Raw genomic sequence first — 14923 nt, forward strand, 5'->3', positions numbered from 1 at the left:
ACAATTGCCAGTCTGATTTTTAAAAACTACCTTAGACATTGTTGTATTTTGTTCAACTCTAAAATAATAATTTTAGAGAAGATCAACAATAAAAAAAGGGTGTCTCGACTTTTCGGACACCCCCAATAATCAGGAACACATGAGCAAAATTCAAACTTAAGTCTTCATGTATTTGATGCACAAATCAACACATTAAGCGTAATGACCAAAAATTTCAATCTTTACCTTTGAATTCAGACTTACTTCCATATCGGTTTGACAACCAACTGAATAAAGTCATTTATCTTGCTTTCATTTTTTCCTTTTCACTTTCATTATAGAATTTATTTAAGTAATATTAAGAGATGAGGGGAAGAGGGCATAAATTGATAAGTCTATTTATTCGTCATCATTGATTTTAGGTTTAGCACTACCTTATTTTGTGCAGATAATTACAAGACTATATCAGTTTTTTGCCTAAACAGCATTTAGGAAAATCCCAAGTTTTTACCCCCTAAATGCTGGTGCAAAAGGAAATTTGAATCCGCATGAAATAGCATATGGACTTGGATTGATTCCAAAGCCTTAACCCTATTCTCTGTATCATTAGTTTATTTTTATTGCGCATATTTTATGATTAAATCACTTAAAGTTTTCTTTTAATAGTTTAACCCTTTTCCCTTCATGGCTTCAACAAATGTAGTAACCTATCTCAGTACCCGATTACAACAGCTGGGAGTAAACCACCTGTTTTCAGTCCCAGGTGATTATACCAGTGATCTTCTTGAAATTGTCGATACGCAGACATCTCTGACACGCATTGGAAACTGTAATGAACTCAATGCAGGCTATGCTGCTGATGGTTATGCCAGAATCCATGGCCTTGGAGCGGTTGCCGTCACCACAGGTGTCGGATCCTTCAGTTTATTAAATGCAATTGGAGGTGCTTTTGTGGAAGATATTCCTATAGTCGCCATTATCGGTACTTTGAGCAATACCAAATCGCTGGACGAGATTAATGGTGCCGAATTATACCACCACAATGTTGGAAGCGGTGATGCCAATATTCAAATTTATAAACCTGTAACGGTCGCATTTGAAAAAATCAGCAACCCCATTAACGCTCCTGCTCAGATTGATAGCGCCTTAACAACCTGCATCAGTCAAAAGAAACCCGTGGCAATTGAAATCACAGAGGATTGTTACTATATGCCATGCGCTGATCCTGTAGGTATTCTTTCCCCAATTCCAAGTTACGAACCAATTGCTACACTACGAGAAATGGCTGCTGCTACTCCCCCCAATAAATATGCAAAGCAAATCGTCACAGCCCTTGACGGCGCTGCACAGTCTATCTATAAAAAACTTTCTGCCAGCAAAGCCCCAGTTTTATGGATCGGAAAAGAGATCCAGACCTATAGCCTTCAAGATAAGTTTCTCGCTCTTTTGGATAAAATAAAAGCACCTTTTGCCAACAGTTTACTTGGCAAAGCCATTATCCCCGAAGATAACCCATGGTTTATAGGTTTACACGATGGGGTCTTTACCTCAGCTTACACCAATCAGTTTATCCAAAAAAGTGACTGTCTGATCGGTCTGGGGGTATGGAATACAGACCTGAATCAATTTGGAGTAAACAGTAGCAACTTGGGAATGATCAGTGACATTGATGTCTCCCGAAGTATGGTAAAAGCCGGTAACGAACTTTATGTTCAGGTATCGCTTTCTGACTTGCTAGATGCACTTCTGGCTCTGATTGAGAAGTATGGCTACCGTCCTGTATGGTCTCCTCCTTCAGCTCCCACCCCACCTACACCCCCGAAAGTTTCAGATCCTATTACCTATGATGGATTCTACCAGGTTTTGGACACTTTTATCACAGCTGAGCACCTCATTGTTGCCGATATTGGTCTCTCCACATTTGGTGGTACCTCTTCCTTGAAAATAACAAGACCTAATGGTATACAAGCACAAAATATCTGGGCATCCATCGGATGGAGTGTACCTGCTGGACTTGGTGCCTCCTTCGGAGAAGGAACCCGCACACTGGTAATAGTTGGGGACGGAGCCTTCAAACTTACCTGTCAAGCAGTATCTACTATGGTCATGGAAAAAAGAAACACGGTAGTATTTGTCATGAACAATAAGGTATATGGTGTGGAGCAAATGCTACTCGATCCAGCACCATATAAGCCCGGTTCCACAGCTCCTTTTGAAGATGCCAATGTCCTACAACAGTGGGATTATGTAAGCTTGATGAATGCTTTTTCTAATAATGCATCAAATGGATTGGCTGCCAATGTTAATACCGTACAGGACCTCCATAATGTCCTGGAAACCATCAACCTTAATCCAGATGCCACTTTTCTAGTGAATATCAACCTGAACGAGAGGGATTATCCTTCCGCCTGGTCTCAATTTGTAAATAAATGATCCCTCAACACCAATCAGGAAACATGAGCAACACAACAAAACAATCTGATATTTTAATCATAGGCGCAGGGATGAGCGGACTTTTTGCTGCTTGGCGCCTATTATCTGCCAACCCTGGTCTTCATATTCAAGTAGTAGAAAAACTACACCGCACCGGCGGACGACTGGAAACCACTTTTGTGGACATCAACGATGTCAACGGAAATAAAGTGACCGTGCATGATGAGGAAGGCGGAATGCGCTTTGTGCCTCAAGAAAGTGGGCAGATGCAGCACCTATGGAAACTGATCAATACCATGCAGCAAGCAGGACATCAGCTCACACCTGTTGATTTTATCATGGGGGATGAGAATAATCGCTATTATGTCAGAGGAAGGTCATTCTCCCAAAAGGATGTGAATGACAGCAATCAGAAAATCTGGTCAGAGCTTTTTGCATTGGCACCTTCAGAGCAAGGTAAAAATCCATCCGATATACTTCAAGAAGTCATGAATGAAATCATGCGCCAAAATAAAGACAAGATTAAAGATATTCCCAAGTCACCAATCGAATGGATTAAATTTAGAAATTACTGTACGTTTGAAGATTATGAAGGCAAACCGGTAATCATCAACAAATGGGGGTTTTGGAGTATGTTACGCAAATATGGCCTCACCCAAGAGTGTATCGAGATGTTGAGCCATGTATTTGGGTTTATGGGACCGTTTCAGGAATACATCAATGCCGGAGAAGGGCTTCAGATACTTTTTGATTTCCCCAAACCCGACAAAACCCCTTTCAAAACGCTTTTGGAAGGATTTGAAAGCCTGCCATCTGCCTTAGAAGCTGAAATCAAAAAATTGAATGGACAGATCGACTTACAGGTAACCGTAGAATCCTTGACTCCCAATGCATCTGGATATGAGGCCAAAGGCAAGCAACTTAATTCAGGAGAACAAATCACCTATACCGCTAAAAAAGTCATTTTGGCCATTCCAAAAAAACCGCTCAAGATTTTGGCGGAAAATTCTTCCGCTTTGTCCGGCAATGCCCTTTTCATCAATGCAATGAACAGTGTCAAAAACATGGAATTGACCAAAGTTGGCTTGTATTTCAAGGAACGTTGGTGGCATTCTAATGGAAAAATCAACCTTACCAACGGTCCCAATTTTACAGACCTGCCATTAGGATCTGCTTATACCTTTTCCCAGTATCCTACAGATGATGAAAAAGATAAAGCCTATAACGGACCGGCAGCTCTCACCCAATACACAGATTATATCAGGGGAAATTTCTGGATGGAACTCCAAAATATAGGCGACAAGTACCAGACTGAAGAATTCCCCACAAACCCTTCAGGCACCTATCCGGCATCCAAAGCCCTGGTCATTGAAATGATGAAACAGCTCAAATTACTTTTTGGACTGAGTGAAAATGAAACCGTACCCATGCCTGTCCTCAGCACTTACCGGGTTTGGGGTGAAGGCGAATTCGGATATGGCTATCATCAGTATAAACTTAATGTCAATGATCAGACAGATGTTTATCCGAAAATTTATAATCCTGCTACAAACCTCTTCGTGTGTAATGAGTCTTGGTCACCGGAACAAGGTTGGGTCGAAGGAGCATTAATCATGAGTGATTATGTGTTGGTCAAAGGATTTGGATTCAAGCCCTTTGCAAGCGACGGCATCTCAAAAATTTAATTTTACCATACAATAGCATTCAAATTTTCCCAATAACCCTAATAACTACAAGCATGAAAGCCAAAACACTTCGAGGTAATTCACCAAATGAAATTGAAACTGCTTTTTCAGAGGCCATTGCAGACGGATTCAAACCTACTCTTGCAATTGTGTTTCTATCCATTGCCCAAGACAGGGAGGCCATTTGCGGTCTTCTGGAAAAACACAACATTGATATTTTCGGCTCCACTACAGCTGGGGAATTTATTGATGGGGAAATCGGTGAAGAGTCCGTCGCCATCATGCTTCTTGATATTGATCACAAATATTATAAACTCACTCACCTTGAAACAGGTAATAGCCAAACGATTGACTTGGCGAAATCTATCGGTAAACTGGGACTCGAAACTTTTTCTAATCCCGCATTTATCGTGGCTTCAGGAGGTATCAGCACTGATGGGGAGATGATTGTCCGTGGAATTGAAGAAGTAGTCGGATCCAAAGTGACCATCTTTGGTGGACTTGCAGGTGATGATTTCAAAATGTCAGGCACCTATGTGTTCACAAATGGTAACTACAGTATCAACGGCTTGGTGGTCATCATACTGGATGAAGACCATATTCAGGTAAAAGGTCTTGCCACCAGTGGTTGGGAACCGGTAGGAACTATCCGCACCATTACCAAAAGTGAAGGTAATGTGGTTTACACCATAGACGATCAGCCTGCATTGGATGTGGTCATCAAATACATGGGCGTAAACAAAAATCTGGATGAGTGGAAAGATGTGATCATCAATGTTGGATCAGAATTCCCTATGCAGCTGCAGCGTGAAGGTTCAGAACCGGTAATCCGTGCGCCCTTATTTGCCAATAAAGAAGATAGGTCCCTCGTATGTGCAGGAAGTGTTCCACAAGGTTCAAAAGTACGCTTCTCCCTTCCTCCGGATGACTCTGTCATTGACAAAGTGGTCAGTGAATGTGAGACAGTAAAAACCAATGAAATTCCGGAAGCGGATGCCATGATCATGTTCTCCTGCAAAGCCCGTCATTTATCCCTAGGCCCAATGGTAAGTGAAGAGATTGATCAGGTAAAAAATGTTTGGGATGCGCCACTTATCGGTTTTTTCAGCTATGGGGAAATGGGAAAGGCTACAAAAGGAAAGCATGAATTTCACAACAACACCTGTTCCTTGGTGGTTTTATCTGAAAAACAATAACATAAACCCTTCAATTTTAATAAATTACATTCCAGGCACTAAAACCTCTATCAAAAGACCCAAAATTAATACCCATATCTATTTATATGAAACCACTCCTCAAACAGCTTTTAGAAATGCTTGAAGGGGCTGAATCGATCAGTAGTCAGCAACTTGTGGAAATGAAAAAAATTATTCAAAATATTGATAAGGAATTAGCTTATGTTGAATTTAAATTAGAACGTACAGAGAAAGTAAAGCGAACCACATCAATTCTTCTGGAAGAAACCATTGAAGAACTTGAACAAAAACGCTTGGCAGTTGAGAAGTTAGCTTTCATTTCTTCCAGACAGGCATCCCAGGAAAGGATCAGGGCTGAAATCGCTTCTATGAGAAGGGCCGAGGACCTCAAAGAAATTTCTCCATTGATATGGGAGGAGCTACAGAACATGAAGGTCCCTTTTATCCGTTGTGGGGTTTTTATCATTGATGAAGAAGCACAACTCCTCCAGATCTTCCTCAACACCCCTCAAAAAGAATCTATTGCCGTCTTACATATCCCCTATGAAGGAATTGGACTGACAGAAAAAGTATATAGTGCCTGGAAAAGGCAGGAAGTATACAAAGAGAACTGGAAAGAATCCGACTTCAATAATTGGGTAAAAACCTTGGCCAATAAGGGCTATATTGAGTCAAAAGAACATTATGGAGCTGGGGTAAGCCCGGTAAATCTAGAACTTCATTTTATTCCATTCAAACAAGGTATGCTCTATATAGGGAATACTGAGCACCTTTCAGAAGAAAATCTTGAATTGGGACGTTCATTGGCAGACACTTTTTCTGTTGCCTATGACCGATATGAAGACTTCACCAAACTGGAAATCGCCAAAAAAAATGTGGAAATCACCCTAAAAACCTTGCGCAACACCCAAGATCAGTTGGTTCAACAGGAGAAGCTAGCCTCGCTGGGACAACTTACTGCAGGAATAGCCCATGAAATCCAAAACCCCCTCAATTTTGTGAACAACTTCTCAGAAGTCAGTAATGAGTTGATTGAAGAAATTGAAGAAGAATGGGCTAAAAATCCTGATGAAAGAGATGAAGAATTGGTCAAAGAGATACTGGCAGATATGCGGGTAAATCTTGACAAAATCAACCATCATGGTAAGCGGGCGGACGCCATTGTCAAAGGCATGCTGGCACATAGCAGAACAAGTAATGAGGAAAAAGTACCCACAGATATCAATGCCTTGGCTGATGAATATCTTAGGTTGAGTTTCCATGGACTACGGGCAAAAGACAAATCCTTTAATGCTGATTTTAAAGCGGATTTTGATCCTAACCTTCCTGAAGTAAATGTGATCTCCCAGGATATAGGAAGGGTATTATTGAATTTGATCAATAATGCTTTTCAGGCGGTAGACAGCCAACGTAAAAACTTCAATAGTTCCAATCCAAATGAAGATTGGGAGAAAAAGTACCAACCCCTTGTCTCCGTATCTACAAAAAATCTTGTCAATAAGATTGAAATCTCTGTTTCCGACAATGGTTCTGGCATACCTGATGAAATCAAGGACAAAATCTTCCAGCCATTCTTCACTACAAAGCCATCCGGACAGGGCACAGGCTTGGGATTATCTTTATCTTATGATATCATCAAGTTGCATGCAGGCGAAATATCAGTCAACTCAGAAGTAGGGAAAGGCACTACATTTACCATTCATCTGCCTCTGTGAGAATAGGGGAAATCAATTACGGGGGATATGGATAAAAAACGCTGTGCCTTTACCTATTTCCGTTTCAACAGTAAGCGTGCCGCTATGGCTTTGCGTGATGATGTCATAGGATAAACTCAGTCCTAATCCAGTACCTTCCCCTGTGGGTTTGGTCGTAAAAAAAGGTTCAAAAATCCGTTCCCTGATTTCTTCTTGAATACCCGGTCCGTTATCCGCAATTTTGATTTCTATAAAATCTTCTATCACCCTACTGGTGATGATTACTTTTGGCTCATAAGCCTCTCCTTTTGCTTTCTTTTCTGACCAAACTGCATCAAGAGCATTTCCTATGATATTAAGCAGGGCCTGACCCAATTCCTGGGCGAATACTTTCACCTTACCAAGGTCTTTCTGGAGATCAAGTTCAACTATAATTTTTAAATCAGGAGTCTTGGATTTTTTAGATTTGACTGCTACTTCTTGATAATGTTCAATCAATCCGTTCAAATCCACAAAATCAAATGCTGACTTGCTGACCTTTGCATGTTGGGCCATGGACTGTACAATTGCATCTGCCCTCAGGCCATGCTTTTCAATTTTGGAAGTATTTTCCTTCAGGCTGGCCATCAGGTAATCAATCTCTTCGAGATCATTGTCCTTGATCGCAACTGAGAGCTCATCAATCAACTCCACTGTGACGGATGCAAAATTATTGATGAAATTCAGAGGATTCTTGATCTCATGGGCTATGCCTGTAGCCAACCTTCCCAATGAGGCCATTTTTTCTGCCTGAATCAGCTGATTTTGGGCAGATTTAAGCTCATTATATGCCTTTTCCAGAACCTGAACTTTTTCAAGTTCAATGGCTTTTTTCTCAATTTCCGTTTGAAGGGCCTTTGATTCAGCCTCTGCTGCCATTGATCTGGCAGTTGCCGTCTGGGCATGAAGTTCGGCCTCCCTCAACCTCGCCGCATCCCTTTCTTTTTTGATCAGTTTGGCTCTTTGGTACTTATCAAACACATAAAGTATCAAACCTAAAATCACCAAATAGATGATAAAAGACCACCATTGTAGCCACCATACAGGCTCTATATTAAAACTGTAGCGGATAGGCTCCAATGATTCCACTCCGCTTTCATTGATGGCCATGACCTCCAGGGTATATTTTTTTGACCAAAAAAAGGCAGGAAGATTGGTATAACGCAATCTTCTAACAGTACTCGGCTCTGACCAATTGTCATCATAACCCAATAATCGGGTTCTGTACCTGACACCGGAAACATTGGCAAAGCTCATGGCGGCATATTCAAAGGTAATTTCATTGCGGTCCTCAGAACCCATTGAGGTTTCAATTAAAGTAAACTGTACAATGGGGGGAACATTATTAATCCTATCAAAATCAGGATGATAAATGGACAATCCATTAGACGTACCGTAATATACCTGACCTTTATGATCAATCTTCAAAGATCCATACAGCCAAACTTCATTGTCGATCAGACCATCTAATCTTGTAACTGTCCTGATCACAGCATTGGTACTGGGATCAAATTCAGTCAACCCTTGATTGGAACCTATCCAGAAATTTCCTGAGCTAGGTGATACCGCAAAGCTTATGGTGTTATTTGCCGGTAAACCTGATTCTTTGTTGATCAAGTTTAGGATCTTGGGAGCATTAGGGTCTAATGCAATCAAGCCTTGCTGTGTTCCTACCCATATCTTCCCCTCATGCCAAAGAAGTTTCTCTATATGATTGGTAGGTGCACCATTTTCTGTGTTCCAAAAAGGCATAAAAATTTTGGAAGAACGGAATCTTGGGTCCTGCAGTTTTTCTACTGTCAGTGGTACCTCAGATTTATACAAACCCTTGTCCAATGTTCCGACAAATAAGTGTCCTTCCTGATCTATTGCAACCGATTTAAACAATTGAGCAGGTAAGCCGGAATTTTCATCTAATTCCAAAACTTCTTGGCCCAATACAAATGTTAAACTCCTTAATCCCGGAAACCATATACTTTCAACACTCCTAAATGCACCACTTCCCGGAATTGTCAACTTCTCCGAAGCAATGATAGGAGGACTTTCCGGAATATTGAACAAATATGCATTCTTTCCCCTGATGGTTATTTTTTTGATGTTTTCCGCCCCCTTGATAATGAGTTTCTGATCAAAAACAATGGCATTCAAACCTTGAGTGGTAGCTACCCATATTCTTCCATCCTGATCTTGTTCGATACCGTTGACCCAATCTCCCAAAAGACCGTCACTTTCGTCAAAAACAGTAGATTGTCCATCCTGATGGATACAGGAAAGACCACCCTCCGTTCCCACCCAAACCTTGCAAGGAGAATCAATGGTTCCTGGCACCAAAACAGTATTGACCTTTGCTGAAGGAAGGACTGGTTTTTCTCCTGCATTGGACTCAGCTGTGAAATTCTCGAAGGCTTGATAATTAAAGCGGAGTTTTGAAACACCACCTGATTGGGCAATCCAGATATTATCTTCTCTGTCTTTATAGACATGGAAAATATTATCACTCAACAGTCCATTGGCCCGAGTAAAGCCACCCAAATTTGTTATTGATTTTTCGTCAAACCTCTTGATCCCAGAAGCTGCATTGGAAGTCCAGATATTTCCTTCTTCCATGACAAATATCCCTGTGATATTGGTCTGGGCTTCTTTGGAAACCAATTCAGGCTCAAGTCTATTTCCAGCAAACCGCAGTAACTCTCCATTTTGCTTAAAGGTCCATACCTGGCCGAGATCATCCTCAAAAATGGAAACAAAGTTTTGCTCATTTGATCCTGAACGGGGTGAATAGACGATGTCAATTTGCCCATTCTTCATCTCTGCCAGAATACCCCCTTCCAATCCAAAAATCAAACCCTCGGTCTTTTTAGGAAATACTGCAGTTACTGAAAGGTTTATGGAAGAATTCAAATTTGTGGCAACAGTGTCTACTTCCAACAATCCTGATTCATTGATGAAATAACCAATCATCCCATCGGCGACAGTAGCCACCCATATTTTCCCATGGCTATCAGCAGCAAGATGGTTGATGGTCAATGCCTCATCAAATAAAGGAATCCCCCCAAATTGCGTCGTAAACCGTACTCTTCTCCCACTTTTGTAAGAAGAAATCGGCTCTTCTGACACAAGTATACCAGCATTTGAAGATGCCCACAAATAGCCCTGCTTATCTTCCAAAACCTGCCATATTCCCAAATCAGGCAAACCATCCTGCTGGGCATAAAGCACCATATTGGCACCATCATACCGAATCAAACCTGAGGAAAAAACACTCATCCAAATAAAGCCTTCTCTATCCTGGTAGACATTGGTCACCATTGCAGAAGGTAAAGGATTACTTTCGCTGGCAGTTGTAAAATGAGTAAGCGGAAGCTCTTGAGCTTCCGCTTTAATAATGGATAATATGATTACAAAATATAAGACTATTAACCGCTTCAGCATTAGTCAAAAATAGCAAATATTTATCTTATTCTAATACCTCCTGTACCATTAAAAGAGGAAAGAACTTCAGTACCATCCCGAAGAGACCCTGAAGTGGAAGCATTGATGGTTGAAGAAGTAATAACTCGGGCATTTGAAGTTGAGCCTGAGTCACATGCTCCTAAAGCACTACATGCAATCGGTTCTGCATAGCGTAGCAGAGCTTCATTGAATTTATCATCAGATATCACGTTACCGTTGGAGTCAAGCGTCTTGGCACCCCTTCCACTGACAATGTTCAATTCAGCTGTCAACAATTGTTGTAAATATGCATCAAGTTCTGTTTTAATGGGCTTTGTGATAATACTTAAAGCTGTAGCAATCTTATCCGATCCGAAATTAAAAGGAACAGGAAGTAGTAGACCTTCAATTTTCACCAAAATATCCAACATCTGAGCCCTATTATATTGAGATTGACCCTTTCCTGGGTTCCTTAGTTCTGCTGTCCAAAATTTGGAATCCTTAGTGTCTAAGGGAATGGTTCCATCTTCAAACTCTTTGATCATTTTTTGGGAGTCAATCAAATACCCAAAGTCAAGTCCGGTTTCATCCTTATTGACAAAACCCACATTCAGCTCTATCTCACCAGTTGGATTGTAATTTCTGTTGATCAGGTCTGTGACAACTTTCACGGTAAAACTGCCTTCAAAAACATAGAACAAAAAGGAGCCATTAGCTTCTGTTTGGATTGTAGTGATAACATTACCATTGTCATTATTGATCAACTGTATAGGGAAACCTGATAAGCCGCTTTCAGAATTTTGTTTTGAACCATCTTCATTGGAATCGATGTAAATACTGCCCTGTAAGGTGAAGATCCCTTCACATGGACCCAAGACAACACCAGACTGAGAGTTGCTGCCTTTAGTAACCACGGCCTCAGTTAAGCCTATACCTACTATGCCGGGATAAGTCACTGCATAGTTTTGAGTGCTATTTGGAGTAACTGAACTGTTCCATTTGATATACCCTTCGTTAAATGACGAAGCATTGGACGGTGTCCACGAAAGCGGACTGACTGCACATTCTGGGACTTCAAGAAAAAAACTGTCCAAGCTGGGTTGAATACCGGTACCACTTACCCTATAATTGAATGTAGTTGTGATATTGTCAGCGTTTGAATCGTTGACCACCCTACTTAGAAATTCAATATTATAGGTATTTATCAGAACAGAACTCCTTGCATTCAACTCATCCGTAATATAATCTGGATAATCCAAATCTGTTCCTAAAGCAGCCATCCTGAAAGACTCCGAACCTCCTTGTGATACATTCACCCCCTCTTCTAAAAGGTCTATCACTTTATCATCTTCCAAAAGGGAAGACATTTCACAGCTGTAAAGGATAAATCCAGCCGAAACCCATAAAGCCAAGTTTTTTACTGTACGTTTCATAATAATAAAGTTTAATTTTTTAAAAATCTGAACTGAAAGAAAAATGCACAAGGTCGGTCGCAAAGCCTTGAACTACTACAATAATTGTCAAACTTAAAAACAAGCTGTATACAACTTGAAATGGTTTTTTATATATGTGTAATTCAATTTTTGTGTTAATTTAAACAATTTTGTTTATAACAAATATATTTTCACGGTATTCATTTTACAACTGGTAATCAAACATATCCAAGAAATGAAAAAACTATATTCAAATTTCACTTTTAACTTATCTATGGCAAGATAATATCTCGAAAAAAGAAATTTTTCAAATAATTTATATACTTTTTGCGCTAAGTAAAAAAAATTAAAAAAACACGTGATTATCCACGGTAAATGAATCTTTGTGTACTATTTTATATAATTTAATTCACTGAATATCAAATTAATAAGGATTATCATTGGTAAAAAATTTTGCCCAAAACTTTAAATGATCTTTAGTAATTTGAGTTGTTGTCGAATCAAATCAAAAGACTTGGAAAAACTGAATATATTTTCACTATATTAGAATGCGATATGATATTTCGCCTATGAAGCTTATTTTGTTTGGCTTCAAAAGCAGAATTTAAAAAAATATTAGGCAATGGATTTTTAAATGCCTCAATCAAAGAGACCTGATTAAGATTGAAATGGAATAAGTCATGAAAGAAGATTTAGAGCAAACAATTGTCGAGCTGAGGCAACTCTTGAAGGAAAAATCTTCCTTGCTCGAACAGTCACAAAAAGATCTTCAAAACATAAAGGAGCAAGTCATCAGAAATGAGAAACTTGCCACTTTAGGCCTTTTATCTGCTGGCATTGCCCATGAAATCAAAAACCCATTGAACTTCATCAACAACTTTTCTGAGCTGAGTATTGAATTTTTGAGTGAAATAGATGAAAATCTTGAAAAAGTAAATCAGAATGAAGCAACCGAAGAAATCAAATCAATTCTTGGGGATGTTAAATCAAATTTGGATAAAATAAAGCAACACGGTATCCGCATCAATAGAATTGTCACCTCTATGCTGCTCCATGCCAGGGGAAGCAATGGCACCTTTGAACCCACAGATATCAATCAGCTGATCAAAGAATATGTCAACTTGGCCTTTCATGGCATGCGGGCAGGAAAAGAGCCCATCAATGTCAAAATAGAGCTAAAGCTGGATGAAAACATCAAGCCAATACCCTTAAATCCTGAGGATTTCAGCCGTGTAATCTTAAACCTTTGTAACAATGCTTTTGATGCTATGCGCGGAATGGCTACTGAAAACCATGACAAAGAAAATCCCATCAGGCCTGCAACTTTAACAGTGCAATCCAGAATTGAGGGCCAATGGGTACACATCGTAGTAGAAGACAATGGACCTGGCATCCCATCGGATATTCAGGACAAAATATTACAGCCTTTCTTTACTACCAAAAAGGGGACACAAGGAACTGGACTAGGATTGAGTATTACTTCAGACATTATCAAAGCGCATCAAGGTTCCCTGAAAATTGAGTCCAAAGAAGGCCATTTCACAAAATTCATAATTAAAATACCCAACAAATAAACTTTTAAACACTTATGAGAATCCTAATTGTAGATGATGAAAAAGATGTGGAAATGCTTTTCCGTCAAAAATTCCGAAAAGAGATCCGGAATAATGAATTGGATTTAGAATTTGCTTTTTCAGGGGAGGAAGCCTTGTCCATTCTGGGAAGTGAAAATCCTCCAAAATTTGTGTATGTATTCTCCGACATCAATATGCCTGGCATGACGGGTCTTGAATTGCTGGGAAAAATTAAATCTAAGTATCCCAACATCAATGTGAGTATGATTTCTGCCTACGGCGATTCAGACAATTACAACAAAGCGATCAATTCAGGAGCTAAGGGTTTTTTCACTAAACCAATAGATTTTGAAAACTTGAAAAATGAAATTGCCCAACTGAAGGATAAAATATAGATAGTAATGGCAAAGATTTTAGTCGTTGACGATGAAGAAGATCTAGAAGTTCTGATCAAACAAAAATTCAGGCAAAAGATCAGGCAACATGAGTATGAGTTCCTCTTCGCCCATAATGGCGTAGAGGCATTGAAACAACTGGAGGCCAACAAGGATGTGGATGTGGTTCTTAGTGATATCAATATGCCTGAAATGGATGGTCTGACTTTACTTTCCAAACTGAGTGAGCAAAATTTACTGCTCAAATCAATCATAGTATCGGCTTACGGAGATATGGACAATATCCGGACTGCCATGAACAGGGGTGCTTTTGACTTTGTTACCAAGCCGGTGAATTTTGCTGACCTCGAAATTACCATAGACAGGACCTTAAAACATGTCCAATCCATCAGAAAGACCTTCCAGGCAGTTAAGGAAAATAATATCCTGAAAATGTACGTAGATGAAACAGTCCTGAATTTCATGGGCGGCAAAGAAATCGAAAATGCTTTTGCACATAATGAAATCATAGAAGGCACCGTGGTCTTTGTCGACATTTGTGGGTTTACGGCCATTTCAGAAAATGAACCCGCTGACAAAGTGGTAAACCTCTTGAATGCCTACTTTGACATTATGGTCAAAGAAATCATAGAGGAAAGGGGAGTGGTGGACAAATTTATGGGAGATGCTGTGATGGCCACTTTTAAGGGAGACTTCCATTTGGACAGGGCCATTGAAACCTGTCTTTCAATAAGACAAAAAATCCACGAAGCAGATATTGGGCTAGATGCAGGCGGATATAAACCCGATGTCTCTATTGGACTCAATACAGGTGATATGGTCTGCGGAAATATCGGTTCATCTACATTGAAAAGACTGGATTATACCGTGATAGGTGATACCGTTAATATAGCGGCAAGACTTCAAGCTGCTGCCGGAAAAAACCAAATCCTGATTTCTGAAAAATGTTATGAACTGGTGAAGGAATCATTCAAGTGTAAAGAAGTGGGATTATTGGAGTTGAAAAACAAACATTTACCCCTGCGTGCCTACGAAGTATTGGAGTAAGCTTACCAAAATATGT

The 14923-nt window shown here is 39.9% G+C and carries 9 protein-coding genes; 7 read left to right on the top strand and 2 right to left on the bottom strand.

The window, feature by feature from the left end; all coding sequences use genetic code 11:
• Positions 1-663 precede the first annotated feature (663 nt).
• From ACFFIP_RS06960 to ACFFIP_RS06975, 4 genes are all read left to right on the top strand, one after another.
• Entirely contained in the window at positions 664-2412 is a 1749-nt protein-coding gene (locus ACFFIP_RS06960; RefSeq protein WP_382386863.1) for a thiamine pyrophosphate-binding protein, read from the top strand.
• Between the two features lie 23 nt (positions 2413-2435).
• Positions 2436-4097 carry a flavin monoamine oxidase family protein gene (locus ACFFIP_RS06965; RefSeq protein ID WP_382386864.1) on the top strand — a complete coding sequence of 554 codons (1662 nt, stop codon included), beginning with the start codon at positions 2436-2438 and terminating at the stop codon, positions 4095-4097.
• 53 nt (positions 4098-4150) lie between these two features.
• A complete protein-coding gene (locus ACFFIP_RS06970) occupies positions 4151-5293 on the top strand; it encodes an FIST signal transduction protein (RefSeq protein ID WP_382386865.1) in 1143 nt (380 codons plus the stop codon).
• An 86-nt stretch (positions 5294-5379) separates the two neighbouring features.
• A complete protein-coding gene (locus ACFFIP_RS06975; protein WP_382386866.1) occupies positions 5380-7008 on the top strand; it encodes a sensor histidine kinase in 1629 nt (542 codons plus the stop codon).
• 12 nt (positions 7009-7020) lie between these two features.
• On the opposite strand, the gene ACFFIP_RS06980 is transcribed toward ACFFIP_RS06975, so the two are convergent.
• Together ACFFIP_RS06980 and ACFFIP_RS06985 are read right to left on the bottom strand one after the other, a co-directional pair.
• Complete coding sequence (locus ACFFIP_RS06980; protein WP_382386868.1) at positions 7021-10458, bottom strand: sensor histidine kinase; 3438 nt, start codon at positions 10456-10458, stop codon at positions 7021-7023.
• Between the two features lie 20 nt (positions 10459-10478).
• Complete coding sequence (locus tag ACFFIP_RS06985; RefSeq protein ID WP_382386869.1) at positions 10479-11891, bottom strand: SdrD B-like domain-containing protein; 1413 nt, start codon at positions 11889-11891, stop codon at positions 10479-10481.
• 680 nt (positions 11892-12571) lie between these two features.
• On the opposite strand from ACFFIP_RS06985, the gene ACFFIP_RS06990 reads away from it, so the two are divergent.
• Genes ACFFIP_RS06990 through ACFFIP_RS07000 form a run of 3 tightly spaced genes read left to right on the top strand, consistent with a single transcriptional unit; the run spans position 12572 to position 14907 of the window.
• Complete coding sequence (locus ACFFIP_RS06990; protein WP_382386870.1) at positions 12572-13465, top strand: sensor histidine kinase; 894 nt, start codon at positions 12572-12574, stop codon at positions 13463-13465.
• Between the two features lie 14 nt (positions 13466-13479).
• On the top strand, positions 13480-13860 hold the full coding sequence (locus ACFFIP_RS06995; RefSeq protein WP_382386871.1) for a response regulator: 381 nt from the start codon (positions 13480-13482) through the stop codon (positions 13858-13860).
• A gap of 6 nt (positions 13861-13866) precedes the next feature.
• A complete protein-coding gene (locus tag ACFFIP_RS07000; protein WP_382386872.1) occupies positions 13867-14907 on the top strand; it encodes a response regulator in 1041 nt (346 codons plus the stop codon).
• Positions 14908-14923: the final 16 nt, after the last annotated feature.

The organism is Fontibacter flavus, from assembly GCF_042432905.1.
Taxonomy (GTDB): domain Bacteria; phylum Bacteroidota; class Bacteroidia; order Cytophagales; family Cyclobacteriaceae; genus Fontibacter; species Fontibacter flavus.